At 59.8% G+C, this 15,612-nt stretch carries 15 protein-coding genes; 4 read left to right on the top strand and 11 right to left on the bottom strand.

The window, feature by feature from the left end:
* The first annotated feature begins 5 nt into the window (after nt 1-5).
* A complete protein-coding gene (locus QP904_RS02560) occupies nt 6-785 on the top strand; it encodes an ABC-2 transporter permease family protein (RefSeq protein WP_200288607.1) in 780 nt (259 codons plus the stop codon).
* 132 nt (nt 786-917) lie between these two features.
* Here the strand turns inward: QP904_RS02560 and cls are convergent, their stop codons facing one another.
* The 4 genes from cls to QP904_RS02540 form a co-directional block, all read right to left on the bottom strand.
* Nucleotides 918-2,381 (bottom strand): cardiolipin synthase, encoded by a 1,464-nt coding sequence (gene cls / locus QP904_RS02555; protein ID WP_200288608.1) that lies wholly within the window; start codon nt 2,379-2,381, stop codon nt 918-920.
* Nucleotides 2,382-3,191: an exodeoxyribonuclease III gene (locus QP904_RS02550; protein ID WP_200288609.1), complete on the bottom strand. Its 810-nt coding sequence runs from the start codon at nt 3,189-3,191 to the stop codon at nt 2,382-2,384.
* 89 nt (nt 3,192-3,280) lie between these two features.
* Nucleotides 3,281-4,270, bottom strand: coding sequence for an N-acetylglutamate synthase, CG3035 family (locus tag QP904_RS02545; RefSeq protein ID WP_284835473.1), 990 nt, complete (start codon nt 4,268-4,270; stop codon nt 3,281-3,283).
* Complete coding sequence (locus QP904_RS02540) at nt 4,270-4,893, bottom strand: peptide deformylase (protein ID WP_023019968.1); 624 nt, start codon at nt 4,891-4,893, stop codon at nt 4,270-4,272. The genes QP904_RS02545 and QP904_RS02540 overlap by 1 nt, the downstream gene beginning before the upstream one ends.
* Between QP904_RS02540 and QP904_RS02535 the strand changes: the two genes are divergently transcribed.
* From QP904_RS02535 to QP904_RS02525, 3 genes are all read left to right on the top strand, one after another.
* Nucleotides 4,892-5,167: a DUF3263 domain-containing protein gene (locus tag QP904_RS02535; RefSeq protein WP_086588240.1), complete on the top strand. Its 276-nt coding sequence runs from the start codon at nt 4,892-4,894 to the stop codon at nt 5,165-5,167. The genes QP904_RS02540 and QP904_RS02535 overlap by 2 nt on opposite strands.
* A gap of 23 nt (nt 5,168-5,190) precedes the next feature.
* Complete coding sequence (locus QP904_RS02530) at nt 5,191-5,994, top strand: LytR C-terminal domain-containing protein (RefSeq protein ID WP_284835472.1); 804 nt, start codon at nt 5,191-5,193, stop codon at nt 5,992-5,994.
* Between the two features lie 180 nt (nt 5,995-6,174).
* Nucleotides 6,175-7,311 (top strand): glutamate--cysteine ligase, encoded by a 1,137-nt coding sequence (locus QP904_RS02525; RefSeq protein WP_023019965.1) that lies wholly within the window; start codon nt 6,175-6,177, stop codon nt 7,309-7,311.
* A 35-nt stretch (nt 7,312-7,346) separates the two neighbouring features.
* On the opposite strand, the gene QP904_RS02520 is transcribed toward QP904_RS02525, so the two are convergent.
* The 7 genes from QP904_RS02520 to QP904_RS02490 are packed head-to-tail and all read right to left on the bottom strand — an operon-like array spanning nt 7,347 to nt 15,305.
* Entirely contained in the window at nt 7,347-8,816 is a 1,470-nt protein-coding gene (locus QP904_RS02520; RefSeq protein WP_200288611.1) for a glycosyltransferase 87 family protein, read from the bottom strand.
* 15 nt (nt 8,817-8,831) lie between these two features.
* Nucleotides 8,832-9,212, bottom strand: a complete 381-nt coding sequence (locus tag QP904_RS02515; protein ID WP_023019963.1) for a monovalent cation/H(+) antiporter subunit G — start codon at nt 9,210-9,212, stop codon at nt 8,832-8,834.
* On the bottom strand, nt 9,209-9,484 hold the full coding sequence (locus tag QP904_RS02510; RefSeq protein ID WP_023019962.1) for a monovalent cation/H+ antiporter complex subunit F: 276 nt from the start codon (nt 9,482-9,484) through the stop codon (nt 9,209-9,211). The genes QP904_RS02515 and QP904_RS02510 overlap by 4 nt, the downstream gene beginning before the upstream one ends.
* Complete coding sequence (locus QP904_RS02505) at nt 9,484-10,011, bottom strand: Na+/H+ antiporter subunit E (RefSeq protein ID WP_023019961.1); 528 nt, start codon at nt 10,009-10,011, stop codon at nt 9,484-9,486. Before QP904_RS02505 ends, QP904_RS02510 begins: the two co-directional genes overlap by 1 nt.
* Nucleotides 10,004-11,830 carry a Na+/H+ antiporter subunit D gene (locus QP904_RS02500; protein WP_023019960.1) on the bottom strand — a complete coding sequence of 609 codons (1,827 nt, stop codon included), beginning with the start codon at nt 11,828-11,830 and terminating at the stop codon, nt 10,004-10,006. The genes QP904_RS02505 and QP904_RS02500 overlap by 8 nt, the downstream gene beginning before the upstream one ends.
* Nucleotides 11,823-12,323, bottom strand: coding sequence for a Na(+)/H(+) antiporter subunit C (locus QP904_RS02495; protein WP_200288613.1), 501 nt, complete (start codon nt 12,321-12,323; stop codon nt 11,823-11,825). Before QP904_RS02495 ends, QP904_RS02500 begins: the two co-directional genes overlap by 8 nt.
* Nucleotides 12,324-15,305 (bottom strand): Na+/H+ antiporter subunit A, encoded by a 2,982-nt coding sequence (locus QP904_RS02490; RefSeq protein WP_200288614.1) that lies wholly within the window; start codon nt 15,303-15,305, stop codon nt 12,324-12,326. It abuts the gene before it with no gap.
* Nucleotides 15,306-15,612: the final 307 nt, after the last annotated feature.

The following is a 15,612-nucleotide window of genomic DNA, read 5'->3' as shown; positions in this document are numbered from 1 at the left end:
TCGCCATGCTGAATACTTTGAAGTCCGAATGGACCAAGCTGCACACCACCCGCTCCTTCTGGTGGACCACCTTCATCTTCCTCTTCTTTGCGTGGGGTTGGGCCATCCTCAATGCCCGCCTGACAAAACCGGCAGAAACCCCCGAGGATGCAGCGTTTGGTATGGGTGTTATCACCCCGGATGGCGCGGTGTCTTTTCTTTTGGCCCTCGGCCTGCCCGTGCTCATGATCCAAGCCATTATGATCGTGACCACCGAGTACCGCTTTGGTACGCAGACCATCACGTACATGGCTACCCCGCGTCGCTGGTCGGTGGCCTTGGTCAAACTGCTCATGTACGCGGTCATCGCGGCCGCGCTCAGCTTCATCGCGGTGGCCGGTTCCTACTTGCTTACCGAGCTTTTTGCCTACGATGAGGTAGCCGCGCAATTCCAGCCTTGGGACGATGAGATGGGGCAGAAGCAGCTGTGGAAGTACCCACTGGCAGCGGCTCTTATCGTCCTTTTCTCCCAGGGGCTCGGCCTGTTATTGCGCTCTACCGCCGGCTCCGTGGCCATCGGGTTGATCCTCTTCCTTGGTTTGGACGGTTTCGTGTCTATGATCCCCAAGGTGGGCGGGAAGCTGGTGAACTACATGCCATTTAGCGCGTTTCAGTCGTGGCTAATGGATCAAACTCCCGCAGATGCTCCGTGGAAGGAATCCTGGGGATTTGGGCTGGTATTCCTCGCTTGGGCTCTCCTTTTGTGGGTCCTAGGCGTCATCGTCCTGCAAAAGCGCGACGCCTAAGCACCTTTAAAGCTTAAGCATTCCATTGCTTAGGCGCTTTACCGCCCCGGCCGGCAGCTCATTCGCTGCTCACCGGGGCGGTGTCTTGTTTCCGGACCGTTTTCGCTGCAGTCGTGATGGTCCGGGTGCGCTTTACTGCAGCGCGGAGGTAAGGCGCATGACATTATCCACGTAGCGGCGGATAAAGCCGCGCTCATTCCATTCCTCCAAAGTTAGCTCGTGGCACACGGCGCGGTAATTGGCTACGAGCTGGTTGAACTGATCAATGAGGTCTCCCTTGGCCACCAGCATGGTGGACTCATAGTTAAGGCCAAAGGAACGCGGGTCCATATTGGAGGAGCCGAACATACACAGCGGATCGTGGCCGGGATCGTCCGGGTCGGTGATAATGAACTTGGAGTGAAGCACAAAGGGGTAGGGGAATTGGTAGATGTGTACGCCGGCCTCTAGCAGGGCCTGGTAGTAGGAGGACTGGGCATGGTTGACCATAAATTGGTCCGCCTTTGCCGATACATAAAGCTCCACATCCACGCCGCGGTAGCAAGCGGTGGTCACGGCCTCTAGCAGGGACTCATCCGGGACAAAGTAGGGCGAGCACAAAACTAGCCGGTCCTTGGCGTGGTGAACCAGGGAGTTGAACATGCGCAGGTTTGGCTCAGTGGTATAACCAGGGCCGGAGGGGATTATTTGGAGGTGATTGGCGTCGGCAGTCTGGGCGTCGTCATAAGGCAGCTCATCGAGCGGAAGATTCTCGTCTGCCTCCAGGTACCAATCCACGGCGAAGACCGCGGACATAGAAGTCACAATTGGCCCAGACAGCTCCACCATGTAGTCGATCCAGTAGCGGTCCTTGGTTTTGTACTGGCGCTTAATCATATTTAGCGAGCCGATAAAGCCGACCTTGCCATCGATGATCACCAGCTTGCGGTGGTTGCGCAGGTCCGGACGCCGGAAACGGCCCTTGTGAATCTGGATAGGCAGCATGAGATGCCAGTCCACGCCTATCTCTGTCAGCTGCTTGCCCAGCTTGAAATAGCCCTTGTACTTAAAACTGCCGATCTGATCCAGCAGCAGCCGCACCTTCACGCCGCGGGCGGTAGCCCTGCGCAGGGACTCGAAGAAGACGTCCGTGACCTCGTCCCAAGACTGGATGTAGATCTCGATGGACACGTACTTCTCGGCGCGGTCAATGGCGGCGGCGATGGCGCGAATGGACTCGTCATAATCCGCGTGCAGACCCAGGTTGTGGCCCACCAACGCTGGGAAACCGGTCAGCTCGCGGTTGAGCCGGATGACCGACTCTGTTTCCGCCGAAAGGATACCCTGCGGGTGGTCCGGGGTGCGGGCCGTGACGTTTTCAATCTTCTCATTGGCCTCTTGCTGGATGCGGTGGCGGCGCCGGTTGATATACGGCGAGCCCATGAGCAAAAACAGCGGCAGCCCAATAAACGGCAGCACCAGAATTGCCAGCAGCCACGCGGTGGAGCTGGACGGGCGGCGGCCTTCGGGCACGAAGCCGACGGCAATAATCTTGATGCCGTAATCCAGGATTAGGAATAAAAGCTGCCAGAAGCTGAGATCAAGCGACCAAGACATTTATCGCACGGAATCGAAATCGGGCAGATCGAAATCTGCGAGAAGTGGGCAGTGATCGGAAGTTTTATCGCCGGCGCGCTCAACCAGGTCTACCTGTGCGCCGGTTACGTGCTGGGCAAGTGGGGCGGAAGCCAACTGGAAATCGATGCGCATGCCTTCGTTCTTTTGGAAGCGCATGCCCTTGTAATCGAAGTATGTATAGCGCTGGTCCTCCGTGAACCGGCGGGTGACCTCCTCGAGCCCGGACTCTTCCAGCATCTGGAATGCGGCGCGCTCTGGCTCGGTGACATGCGTCTTACCGCGGAAGGCTTCGATGTCCCATACGTCTTCATCGCGCGGAGCAATATTGAAATCACCGGTCAAAAGAAGTTTAGACTGCGCATTGTTTTCCGCATAGTGTGCCAGGTGATAGAGAAAGTCCAGCTTGTAGTCATAGTGGCGGTCCGTGATCTCGCGGCCGTTGGGCACGTAGAGGGACCACATTTCTACGCCACGGATGCGGGCCCCTAGCGCTCGGGCCTCCCGCTCTTGTGGTTTATCCGGATCCTTGGCAAAGCCGGGTTGGCCTGGAAAACCCACAAAGACCTCCTCGGGCGCATCTGTGGATACGATGGCCACGCCGTTCCACTGGTTGAGCCCGTGGCACGTGACGTGCAGACCCGCTTCCTCGAAGGACTCGCGTGGAAACTTATCGTCTTTCACCTTAGTTTCCTGCAGACACAAAACGTCGATGTCGTGCTTGGAGATAAGGTCCAGCGCCCGCTGTGTGCGGGTACGAACGGAGTTAATATTCCACGTGGCGATGCGCATGCCACATACAGTACCTGCCCGCTGCAGCGAGGTCAGCGGGCAGTCCCATAAGGCTCACCACCCAGTCCGAAAGGGCGCTGCCGCGGGGCCTAGCCCCGCAGGCGGGCGTAGATGCGGCGGTGTTGCTCAATGAAGCCGAGCTTTTCAGCAAGCCGCACGCCCGCGGTATCGGAGGCCGGAACGGTGAGGTAGGCATGCTCCGCGCCATTGTCGCGGCCCCAGCGCAGCAGATGCTGGCCTAGCAGAGTGCCGAATCCGCGGCGGCGGGAGTTCGCAGCTAGCTCCACATTAGAAAGGCCCAGCCACGCGGTGCCATCGCCGGATTCGCTAATGGCACCGCGGGCAATGGCGACGGTTTCGCCTTCGAGCGCTAGGCGGCCAAAGCCAAGTGTGCCCTCGATGGGGGCGCTCAGGTGCTTCAGTGCCTGAGGCGAAAGGGTTCCGCTGCGGGAGTGATACATCTCCAGCCACTTGTCATCGGGGTGGTCTTCGATGTGGACGGTGGGGGAAGCAGAGGGGGCTTCGGCAAGCGCGGGCAGACTGCGCAAGACCATAGCGAGCGTTTCTGGTTCGGTTTCCCACGCGGCGTCGGCAAGCAGGCGCTCGGCGGGTTTGCCAATGCGCTCTGGAACCAATAGGCGCACCGGCAGGTCGCGGCGGGCGAAGAAGTCCTTAATCTCTTCCATCGGCACCGGGGTGAAGCCGGCCGAAGGGCCCAAAGGCACAGCCGAATTGGAGCTGCCGGTAGCCCCGTCGCCGGCGCGCAGGAGCCAAGAACCATCGCTAGTCCAGGCGTGCTCCCCGCCGGGGAAAGCCGCGGCCGCCGCAACCTCCACGGCGCGGATATCGGAATTGCGGACCATGCGCGGGGAGAGCCGCTTGATGATTTTCAGCTGTTCCGGCGGGATCTCTACCGCATCCAGGTCAGAGGGGAAACCACCGACCTCCTGCGGGCGGATAACCAGCGGATTGAGGCTCAGCACGTGCCCGATGACGTCGCTATGCACGCCGCCGAAATCGCGCCGGGCCACCACGCGCTCGCCCACCTGGACGGCATCGGAGCGGAAAATACGTGACATTAGTCGTCGTGGCCGAAGGGATCGGCGTCCTCGCCCGGTACCCAGGAATAACCCGGCTCGGTCCACCCATTGCGTTTGATGGCCTTTTTGGCCTGGCGCTTATAGCGGCCGATGAGGGTATCGGTGTACAGGAAGCCATCGAGGTGGCCGGTCTCGTGCTGCAGGCAGCGGGCGAAGAAGCCATAGCCTTCGACGGAGATGTCGTTGCCGTTTTCGTCCTTGCCGGTCACGCGTGCCCAGTCGGCGCGGCCGGTGGGAAAGCCCTCGCCTGGAACGGAGAGGCAGCCTTCGTCATCGGAGCCGTCGTCAGCCGGCATGGTCTCCGGAATTTCAGAGGTCTCCAACACGGGGTTAATAACGCAGCCCTTGCGCATGCCTGCCTTTTCGGACGGCAGCTCGGTGCCATTGGGTCCGTCCGTATCAGGGCAGTGGTAGACAAAGAGGCGCTTGCCAATTCCTACCTGGTTTGCGGCTAGGCCCACGCCATGGGCGGCATCCATGGTTTCATACATGTCCGCGATGAGTTGCTGCATTTCCGGGGTGGAAATTTCGGATTCTTCCACCGGTTGGGTGGGGTTGTGAAGCACGGGCTCGCCGTGGATAACGATGGGGCGAATAGTCATGCCTTACAGTTTAGGCATGAACCCCTTGTCTGACCTAGACGCCGCCATTTTGGACTTTGAAGAAACCGCGCCGCGCAGCATCGGCCGCAAGGAAGAGGCCATCCGCGCGCAACTGGATATCTCCCCGGTGCGCTACCATCAGCGCCTTAACCTGCTTCTCGACGCCCCCGCAGCCGCCCAATCCCACCCGCTCCTAGTCGCCCGGCTGCGCCGCGTGCGCGAGGAGAGAGAAAACACGCGGCGCGCCGCGCGGGGAAATACCCCTTTTAGTTAATTCTGGGTACTAGTGTTGCGTATGTGACTAATGTGAATCCGGAAAAATCGACCGACAAGGTACCCGACGAAACCCGCGCCGGCTCCGCTGCCGGTGCGTCCGCTTCCCGTGCCGCTAAGCGCCCCGCTGGTGGCGGCGCGCACGCTAAAAAGGGCGGACTCCCGCTGCGCGGCCTGGCGATGGTCCTCATCGCGGTGGCCGTCATGCTCGGCCTCTGGGCTTTGTACTCCATAACCTCGGGCGACGATGATTCCACCGTGGCCTCCGAGAGCAAGCAAGAAAACTCCACCGGTTCCACCATTGGTGCCGCACCCGAAGGCTCCGCTGGTCCCGATGCCGCAGGTTCCCGTGCCCCCGGTGCCCCAGGCGCTTCCGAGGGCGCAAGCGCTCCTTCCCCTGCACCGGCGCCAGGAAAGGGCGATGCCCCACGTGATTCGGCTGCTTCCGGTGCTGCCGACGAGGCTGCTGCGCCTCAGGGCAATGACGCTGCAGGAGAGGAAAACGCCCACTCCGCCGCGCGCGACCGCAAAGATATTAAGGTCAGCGTCCTCAATAACTCCGGTGAGGTAGACAAAGCCAAGAAGGAAGCCGATTCCCTCAAAGGCGGCGGCTTCAAGGTGGGCTACGTGGGCAACCTGCCTGGCGATGTCCTTACCGTCCCGAAGACCACCGTCTTCTACCCGGAAGGCGATACCTCTGCTGAAGCACTGGCCAAAGAGGTAGCCGCTCGCTATCAGGCCGATATCGCGCCCATGAATCGCGACCTGCCTAAGGAAGCAACCGATGACGGCGCCGTCGTTGTCGCCCTAGCGGTGCCGCAGGCCTAAGCTAGCTGCGTACCTGACCTAAAGTCCAAGGGCATCCGGCCACAAAGAAACTTTATTGTTCTGTGGCCGGATGCCCTTGGACTTTTATGATCTGAGATATTGCCTACCCGCACGGCCGCCGCTGAGAATGGGTTAAATAAAATTCACGTCTTAATACCTGTCAGCCGTTAAGCTGAATGGGTGAAGATCCCGGCAGAACAATTCGCCCGCTCTCCCGAACCAACGCTAGGTGTGGAATGGGAGGTAGCGCTCGTGGACCGCGAAACGCGCGACCTCGTCCCGCGCGGTGCGGAACTTATCGATCTGGCCAATGCGACCTATCCCGATATCCATCTGGAAAAGGAATTTCTCCAAAATACGGTGGAGCTAGTTACAGGCATTTGCCACACCGTTCCGGAAGCAATCGCTGACCTGAAAAATTCCCTGAACGCGGTGGAAGAAGCCGCCGATAAGCTGGGGGTAGATGTCTGGGCATCCGGTGGGCACCCATTTACGGATTTCCGCGAGAATCCGCTTTCGGATAAACCCAGCTATCAAGAAATCATCGCGCGCACCCAGTACTGGGGCAAGCAGATGTTGCTTTGGGGCACGCACGTGCACGTGGGCATTAGCCACGAGGACCGCGTGTGGCCCATCATCAATGCGCTAATGACCAAGTACCCCCACTTGCTGGCCTTATCAGCGTGCTCGCCGGGGTGGGAGGGCCTGGATACCGGCTATGCTTCCAACCGCACCATGCTCTACCAGCAGCTGCCTACCGCAGGCATGCCATATCAATTCCGCGATTGGGCCGAGTGGCAGTCCTATATGCGCGACCAAGCGATTTCCGGCGTTATCAACCACACCGGCTCCATGCACTTTGATATTCGGCCGGCCGCCAAGTGGGGCACGGTGGAGGTGCGCGTGAGCGATGCGACGTCGAATCTGCGCGAGCTTTCCGCCATCGTTGCGCTTACTCACTGCTTGGTGGTCTACTACGACCGGCTTATCGACGCCGCGGAACCCCTTCCCACCCTGCAGCCCTGGCACGTGGCAGAAAATAAGTGGCGCGGCGCCCGCTACGGCATGGATGCGCTGGTAATTACCTCCCGCGAGACCGATGAAGCCTGGGTCAAAGACGAGCTAGCGCAGATGGTGGAAGAACTCGCCCCCATCGCCCGCGAGCTGGGATGCTTTAATGAGCTGCAGCTTATCCACGAAATTATTGATGGCGGCGCCGGCTATGAGCGGCAGCGCCGCTTGTTCAAAGAAACTGGCAGCTGGCGCGAGGTGGTTGAGGAGACCTGCCGCGAGCTGCGCACCTTCCGCCCGCTCTAAAGCGGGAGGGCAGGGGGCCGGTAGCCGCCTCGGGCTTAGTCCTCGGAGCGCGAGTGGCGCCCATAAGCCGGGGTATCGGGGATATCGGTGATGTCCTGGGACGCGGGGAAAGCGCGCGTTTCGGGACCCACCGCGGGCATTTCTGCCGTTTCATCGCTGATAGTGCGCGCTGCCCGTGAATGACCACCACGGGTCGTAGACTCGGTGTTCACTGAATGCGCCGGATGGGCCGCGGTCGTGGTGGCAGCAGGTTGCGCGGCAGCGGGCTGCTGGGGGCTACCAGGGGTGGTCGTTTCCTTGGCCGGTTGGGTGCCAGGGATAAATCCCCACACCGCGTAGAAGGCGATATAGATAACGCCGGCGCCGGTAAAGGCCAACATGCCCCAGGGCTGCAGATCCCAGTGGTTGAGCGAGCGGCTAGCAGCAGACAACCACACGGCTGCGGAAATGAACGGCATGGTTACCGCACACATGGCCAGCACCGATACAAAGCCAGCAAGCTGTGCGCCGAGGAAACCGTGCAAGCGCCTGCCCAGCGCCTGGTTAACGGAAACCAGTACGACGACGGCCAAAGGCACCGTCCATACCCAGTGGTGATACCAGGAGAAGGGGGAGACCAAGCAGGAACTGATACCGGCGAGCGCAAGCGCGGCCGAGTTATTACGGTGCTTCATCGCGGTACGCAGCGCCAAGCAGGTCAGAATAAAGACCACGACCACGGCGGCAAGCCATACCCAGCCGCCGTCGATGCCCCATGCGCGGACCATCACGGAGCGGATGGACTGCGCACCTGGGTTAGTGTGCTCGCCCACGCGGGAGGATTTAAAGATGGCATCGGTCCAGAATTCGGCGGCATCCGGGATGGTTACAAAGCCAATGGCAACGGTTACCGCGAACGTCAAGATGGCGATAATCGCCTGCCACCAGCGTTTTTGGAAGAGCAGAACCAGTCCCATATAAGCGGGGGTAAGTTTCATACCCGCAGCCAAACCGATGCCGATGCCCGGCAGGGCCCGCTTGCGCGGGAGGAGGTCCAAGGCAACCAGCAACATCAAAAAGATGTTGATCTGGCCAAAGAATAGGGTGCCGTGCACCGGTTCATTTGCCGGGGTGCAGCACAAAAGCAAGATGCCCAATAACCACATTGCCGGGGAGAGCTTGAGCCCGCGCTCGCGCAGAACCAGCATGATGACCGTAAACAGGGCAAGGGCGGTGCCGCCTTGCCAAAGGAGGATCAAAGGGTCGTCGGCAAGCGAGGAAAGCCACGTGAAAAGAGTGCCGGAAAAGGGCGGATAGGTAAAAGGCAGGTCACCAATATAGGCGTTATCGTACAAGTTTGCGCCCTGCGCTACCTCACCACCGGCGAGCCAATAAATCTTCAGATCTAGCGGAACGCGCCACACAAAGGCGCTATTGCCATCGTAGATGCTGAAGCGATAGACAATGACGCCGATGAGGGCGGCGAGCAAAGTCACCACAGTGGGAAGCCCATAAAGCTTTTTCACGGTGAAAAGCGTCTCCTACTTGCGGCGCAGCGACTTCGCGGCGGGGCGGTCGTTGCGGGACATGGTTTCCTCGGTGCCGTATAGGCCCTCACGGCGTGCAATACGTGAGGTGCGCTGCGCGGTTACCGGGCTAGTGAACATGGCAAACAGTACCAGCAAAATGAGCATTCCTAAATCCCCCCGCTCGGCCACGCTGAAGGATTCCGCGCCCGTGAGGCGGATGATCGCGCCCAGGATGGTGAGGATAAGACCGGTGGTCTGCGGCTTGCTCACCGCGTGTACGCGCGACATTGTGTCTTTGAATCGAGCGATACCGATGGCTGCGGCCAAGGTGAGGAGGCTGCCGCTAATAATGAGGATGAGCGAGAGTACATCAGCGATAAAGGACCAGCTCATTGGTTATCCCTCTTCCTAAACCTTGTAACCGACACGGTAGAGATAAAACCCAAGAGCGCAATGACCAGCATGGCCGAGGCCACCGTGGTGTTGAGCGACCAGCACATGTAGGTAGCAAGCGCGCACTGGAACATCGCGGTAAAGCCATCCATACCCACCAAACGGTCCAGCGAATTAGGCCCGGTGATAATGCGCCAGACGGTAATGAGGAAGGAGACGACCAGCAGCGCGGCGGCCACCAGCAAAATCGCATTGTAGATCTGAGGATCCATTAGGGGTGGCTCCTTTCAAAGATTTCGATGAATGAGACCTCCATACGGGCCACGGCATTGATCTCGCGCTGGATTTGCTCCTCATCGTGGGCATCTAAGATGTGGACGGTGAGCATGCGGTTAGCAATATCAATATCGGTTACCGTGCCACCCGGTTGCAGGTTGTACAGCGTCACCGCCAAAGAGATGGCAAACTCATTATCCAAGCGCATGGGCAGCTCCAAGATGGCGGTCTTGGGCACCGGCTGCGGGCGCACGGCCAGCCATCCCACCTTGAGCGAGGCGTAGAACAACTCCCAGAACCAGCGGAGCATAAAAGCAATGAGCTTGCCCCAGGAGACGTCGATGCCGGTAATCGGCATGGCCGGCAGCGGTAGGGCAAAGACAATAACGACGCCGATGATAAGTCCCGCCACCAAGTTTCCCACGGTGACCTCGCCCATCAGCATGCACCACATGATGATGAGCCAGACGATGAACCACGGACGGAAGCGGTGGTGCAGGCCGGAAAAGCGCGAGTTAGTCATCGCTAATATCCTTCCTCTTGGCGGCGTCCGGGGACTTTACGGTGGTGGAATGCGCATCGCGTCCACCGGCTTCTGGATCGGTGCGGGAATCCAGGCCCGGCGAGGCCGGGGGCTCCGCCTCAGGAGAGTGGCTGCGCCTATTTTCATAGGAATCAGCGCCGCCGGTGTAGCGCTCCTTCTGGTTGAGGTGGCGGGTGGGATCATCCGCGCGGTCGCCCAGCACGGCGTACTGGTAGATGGACGTATCCTGCGCGGATTCGGCCGCGCGCGAGGTTACACCGGAAATCGGTCCGGCCAGGAAAGTAATGGACGTAGACGCGGCAACCAGCAGGGTCGTAGAGGCGATCATGCCAAAGGGCACCCTGCCCACATCCTGGCGGGAGGAAAATTCCACCTCATCGGTGATATCGGAAAGCGGGGCCGGGCGGGCGAGCGCCACGTTGCCTTCAGGGGCATCGGCGCGGTCGCGTTGAAAGCCCTTAGCCCACACCAGCATCATCACGTAGAGGGTAAGCAGGGAGGTAGCCACGGCTCCAACGATAAGTACCCAGGCCATCCAGGATCCTTCATTCGCACCGGCTTGCAGCAAAATGACCTTGCCCAGGAAACCGGAGAACGGCGGGATGCCGCCCAGGTTGATGGCGGGGATGAAATACAAGATTCCGATGAGCGGGGCGGAATACATCAGCGAGCCCAAACGGCGCAGCGAAGATGTTCCGGCTTGGCGCTCAACCAGTCCGACCACCAGAAATAGCGCAGTCTGGACCAGAATGTGGTGTACGGCGTAGAAGATGGCGCCAGAAAGCCCCTGCGCGGTACCCAAAGAGACGCCGAAGATCATATAACCAATGTGGCTGACCAGGGTAAAAGACAAAAGGCGCTTAATATCGGATTGCGCGATGGCGCCCAAAATACCCACCAGCATCGTGGCGAGGGCTACCCACATGAGCACGGTATCGAGCCCACCCGCAGTAAAGACGGAGGTGCGGGCGCGGATGATGGCGTAGACACCCACCTTGGTCAGCAGGCCGGCAAAGACGGCCGTAACCAGCGAAGGTGCCGTGGGATAGGAGTCCGGCAGCCAGGCATCCAGCGGGACCACGGCGGCCTTAATGCCAAAGGCGACGAGCAACGTGGCAAAGATAGCGGTGCGAGTTCCTTCCGGAATGTCCTGCATGCGCTGGCCAATCTGTGCCATGTTCATCGTGCCCACGGAGGAATACACATACCCCAACGCGAGCAAGAAGATCATGGATGAGGCCATCGACACCATCACGTAGCCCACGCCGGCGCGCACTCGACCAGCCGAGGCACCTAAGGTCAACAGCACATAGGACGCCACGAGGAAGACCTCGAAGCCCACGTAGAGGTTGAAGAGATCGCCCGCCAAAAAGGAGATATTAACGCCCATGGTCAGCAGCATGTAGGTGGGCAAGAAGACGGCCACCGGTTCGTCCTTGGTGCCGTCGCGAACGCCCTGAGAAATGGCGTACCAAATGACAGAAAACAGCACCACGGAGGACGTAAAGAGCATGACCGCAGAGAGGCGATCCGCCACGAGCGTGATACCCACCGGGGCGTCCCAGCCTCCTACCTGCAGGGTTTGGATGCCTTCAAAATCTGCGATGAGGATGAGTACGGCATTGACCACGGCGGTAATGAGCAGTGAGAAAAATACGATCTGGCGCTGCACATTGGGAATGCGGCAAAAGATCAAGGCGAGGGCCGCGGCCACTGCTGGGATGATAATGGGCAGCGGAATGAGGTAGCCGATGTAGGGAAAGAGGGCATCGACAAGCGGCTGTACGGTCTCACTCATCGCGGGCCCCCTTTACTGGTTCCTCGAAGGATGCAGGGCCGAAGTTATCGCCTTGCTTGGTGGCGCGGCCGGTAGCCGGATCATTGGACGCATCGTGGTCCGGGCTGGCGGCCGCATTGCCGGGGCGCGCGGCCTTGGCGGCAATAGCGGTATCTTCCGCGTCATCTTCAATGACATCATCCGTGCGGTAGCGGTACTGGCGGTAGGCCAGGGTAAGGATGAAGGCCGTCAGCGCCATGGAAATGACGATGGCAGTCAGAATCATTGCTTGTGCCAGCGGATCTGCAATCTCGGTGCCGAAAGGTTCCGAGTCGCGGCCATCGATAGGCGGAGAACCGGCCGAACCGCCGGACTGCAGCAGGAAGAGGTTTGCGCCATTGCCCAAAAGCAGCAGTCCAAGCAGCATTTTGGTCATGGCGCGGTCCAGGAGCAGGTAGACGCCCGCGGCTACGAGCACACCGGCGGCCAAGAGGAGGAAGAGGTTGGCTTCCATTTATTTCTCCTTCCCTGTGGTGGCGGTTGTGCTTGCTGTAGCGGCTTGTTTCTTTTCCTTGCGTTGGGCCCGTTGCGCTTTTTGCTTGGCGGTGCGTTGGCGCTGCTGCCGGGCCAGCGAGCGGGCGCGATCGCGGGCACGTTGCTTACGCATATCCTCTTCTTCATCCAGCTTGGCGCCCAAGGAATTTAGGATGTAGAGCGTGAGCCCCACGACGATGAGGTAGACACCTGCGTCAAAGACCAACGCTGAAGGTAGCGAAACCTTGCCGATGAGCGGAATCTCCGGTGAGGTGTATCCGCTGGTAAGCGGCGGGTGACCAAAGAACATCGGGGTCACCGTGGCTAGTGCGGACAGCAAGAGACCGGTGCCCATGGTGCGGCCGGCGTCAATAGGCAGGGTTTCTTCCAGCTCCGCGCGCCCACCAGCCAGGTAACGCAGGATGAGTGCTAGCGCTGCCACGAGGCCGCCGGCAAAGCCACCGCCAGGAGCATTGTGGCCGGAGAAGAAGAAATAGAAGGACAGTGCGACCATGGACGGGAAGAGCACGCGGGTGGAGACATCGATCATCAGCGAGCGGTTGAGTGCTTGCTCAGATTCCACCCCGGCGGCCAGCCACCGCCGGCCGGTAACCCGCAGGGTGGGGCGGCGGCTTTCACGGCCGAAAGATTGGGTGCGATAAATCAGCGAGACCACGCCCAGTGCGGCAATGATAATCACCGTGATTTCGCCAAAGGTATCCCAGGCGCGCAGGTCCACCAGCAAGACGTTGACAGTATTGGCACCGTGTCCAATCTCTTTGGCCAGATCCGGCATGAACTCGGAGATGGGCTTGGACTGACGCGCGTTAATAGCAAACATCGCTACTACGGTGACGGTAAGACCCGTGCCCACGGAAAGCCAGGCACGCAGGCGGCCCATCTTGGGGTCCTGCTTCCATTCGGTGGAGGCCGGCATGCGGCGCAGAACCAGCATGAAAAGAACCATCACGATGGTCTCGGTCAACAGCTGCGTCAGCGCCAAGTCCGGCGCACCGTGCAGAGCGAAGATGAAGGCGAGCGTATAGCCAGTCACCCCGACGATGATGACGGCTGATAAACGATTATCGGTGACCGTGGCAGCCACGGCGGCCACCATGATGATGAAGGCGGCGACGATCTGCCAAGGATTTTCCGCCACTATCATGCGGATATCAGTGAGATCGCCTTTGATGATCATAGCCAGTGGCAGCAGCATCAACGTGGCAAAGATAACCGTCAAGTTCAGCTGCAGGGAGCCGCGCTGCGTGGTTGCCGTCGTGCGCAGCGAGAGCTGGCGCAAAAGAGCGATGACCGAATCGTAGGCGTCATCCGCATTGCCCAGTGCGGGGTAGGAGAATTGCCACTTGACCAGGACCTGGCGTTGCCAGTGCATAATAATACCGGCCACAATAATGAGTGCGGAGAGGCCCAGCGCCACCGTCAAGCCATGCCACAGGGCTAGCTCGCTATGCTCCTCCGGGCCGAAGGTGGAATTGAGGTGTTGGTCAAAGGCTGCCGAAAGCGGCTTGGGGAATACACCAAGTACCACTGTCAGGACGGTAAGTAAGACAGGGGAGAGCCATAGCCCCAGGTTGACCGGATGCATCTTGGCGACGGCCTCTGCCAGCTCCGTTCCATTGACCTCCTTCTTGGTGGCAAAGGCACCCCACAAAAAGCGCAGCGTATAGGCCATCGTGAGGATAGAACCGAGGACATAGGCCACAAGCATCATATTGCGCGGCATGCCGGCCAAGAGCTCTTCGTGCATGGTGGCTTCCAGCACGGCCTCTTTAGCCACGAAGCCAAACAGTGGTGGGACGCCGGCCATGGAGAACCCGGAAATGATCGCAATACCGAAAAGGAAGGGCTCCTTGCGCCCCAAGCCGGATAGCTTGGTGATATCCCTCGTGCCCGAGCAGTGATCGATAGCTCCGACGACCATAAAAAGCGCCGCCTTAAATAGCGAGTGCGCAAAGGTCAGCGCGAGGCCGGCCTGCATGGCTTCCCGCGAGCCTACGGCCATGATGGAGGTGATAAAACCCAACTGGGAGACGGTGCCATAGGCCAAAATCAGCTTCAGGTCGCGCTGTTTGAGCGCCATCCAGCCACCGAGCAGCATGGTAAATACGCCTAAGGAGATAACCACCACGTGCCAGGTTGCCACCTCATACATCGAGGGCGCCAAGCGCCCGACGAGGTAGATGCCGGCCTTAACCATCGCGGCGGAGTGGAGATAAGCGGAGACCGGAGTCGGCGCCGCCATCGCGCCGGGGAGCCAAAAGTGTGCCGGTACGATTGCGGACTTTGTCAGCGCGCCCGCCAAGATGAGCACGATGGCCACCGTGACATAGGGTGTTTGCGCAAAGTTCTCATAGGCGGAGATATCACTAAAGGTCCACGCCCCAGTTTGCCGCCCGAGCAAGATAAAGCCCATGAGCATGGTTAGCCCGCCCAGCGCGGTGACCATCAGCGCCTGCTGGGCCGCGCGGCGGGAGGAGGCTCGTTCCGCATAGTAGCTAACCAAGAGATAAGACAGCAGGGAGGTAATCTCCCAGAACACGTACATCAGCAGGAAATTATCCGCGGCCACTAGACCAAACATGGCGGTGGCGAAGCCCACCATTTGCGCCGCGAACATGGCCAAGCGGCGTCGCGTGCCGTCGAAATAGCCCCAGCAGTAGATCAATACCAGCGCGCCCATGCCCAAGATGATGAGGCTAAACAGCGCGCCTAGTCCGTCTAAGCGGAGGTCAAAACTTAGGTTCGCGGAGGGCATCCATTCCACGGTATGCTCAACCGCGCCACCGTCTGCGAAGGTGCCGCGCAGAAAGTGCATGAGCGTCCACACAAAGCCTGCGCCGGGGACTAGGGCCAAAATTCCAAATGCCGGGCGACCCATTCGCATGATGAGCAGCGGTGCCACCACGGTGGCGGCGATGAGAGTACCTAGGAGTATTAGCACGTTGGTTACTGCGCTCCTTTTGGTTGTATCGCGTTCTCTTGCCCCGCTGCCGCGAACACCACGAGCATCACAACTACTGAGAGACGAGAACATTCACGAGCCGCACGCCGCTGAGTACGCCGCGGTGGCATAGTGCAAGCAACATGGCCGAGCGCGGGGCCAACTTTTTGCCACTTTACCGGCTTTTCTACGGCTTTGAAAGAACTATTTTTGGCGCTGTATTATATGCTGCTGTTTTGCGGCATAAAGAAACCCCGCTCCGTGGGGAGCGGGGTACGCCGCAGTGCCGCGGCAATAGCCAGGACCC

Source organism: Corynebacterium nasorum (genome assembly GCF_030229765.1).
GTDB classification, from domain to species: Bacteria; Actinomycetota; Actinomycetes; order Mycobacteriales; family Mycobacteriaceae; genus Corynebacterium; species Corynebacterium kefirresidentii.
The sequence above is the reverse complement of the archived record's forward strand: the minus strand, read 5'-3'. Positions and strand labels throughout refer to the sequence as shown.

Excerpts from the sequence above, each read along its gene's own strand:
- QP904_RS02560 (WP_200288607.1), top strand. The coding sequence starts at position 6 with ATGCTGAATACTTTGAAGTCCGAATGGACCAAGCTGCACACCACCCGC.
- cls (WP_200288608.1), bottom strand. The coding sequence starts at position 2,381 with ATGTCTTGGTCGCTTGATCTCAGCTTCTGGCAGCTTTTATTCCTAATC.
- QP904_RS02550 (WP_200288609.1), bottom strand. The coding sequence starts at position 3,191 with ATGCGCATCGCCACGTGGAATATTAACTCCGTTCGTACCCGCACACAG.
- QP904_RS02545 (WP_284835473.1), bottom strand. The coding sequence starts at position 4,270 with ATGTCACGTATTTTCCGCTCCGATGCCGTCCAGGTGGGCGAGCGCGTG.
- QP904_RS02535 (WP_086588240.1), top strand. The coding sequence starts at position 4,892 with ATGCCTTACAGTTTAGGCATGAACCCCTTGTCTGACCTAGACGCCGCC.
- QP904_RS02540 (WP_023019968.1), bottom strand. The coding sequence starts at position 4,893 with ATGACTATTCGCCCCATCGTTATCCACGGCGAGCCCGTGCTTCACAAC.
- QP904_RS02515 (WP_023019963.1), bottom strand. The coding sequence starts at position 9,212 with ATGAGCTGGTCCTTTATCGCTGATGTACTCTCGCTCATCCTCATTATT.
- QP904_RS02510 (WP_023019962.1), bottom strand. The coding sequence starts at position 9,484 with ATGGATCCTCAGATCTACAATGCGATTTTGCTGGTGGCCGCCGCGCTG.
- QP904_RS02505 (WP_023019961.1), bottom strand. The coding sequence starts at position 10,011 with ATGACTAACTCGCGCTTTTCCGGCCTGCACCACCGCTTCCGTCCGTGG.
- QP904_RS02500 (WP_023019960.1), bottom strand. The coding sequence starts at position 11,830 with ATGAGTGAGACCGTACAGCCGCTTGTCGATGCCCTCTTTCCCTACATC.
- QP904_RS02495 (WP_200288613.1), bottom strand. The coding sequence starts at position 12,323 with ATGGAAGCCAACCTCTTCCTCCTCTTGGCCGCCGGTGTGCTCGTAGCC.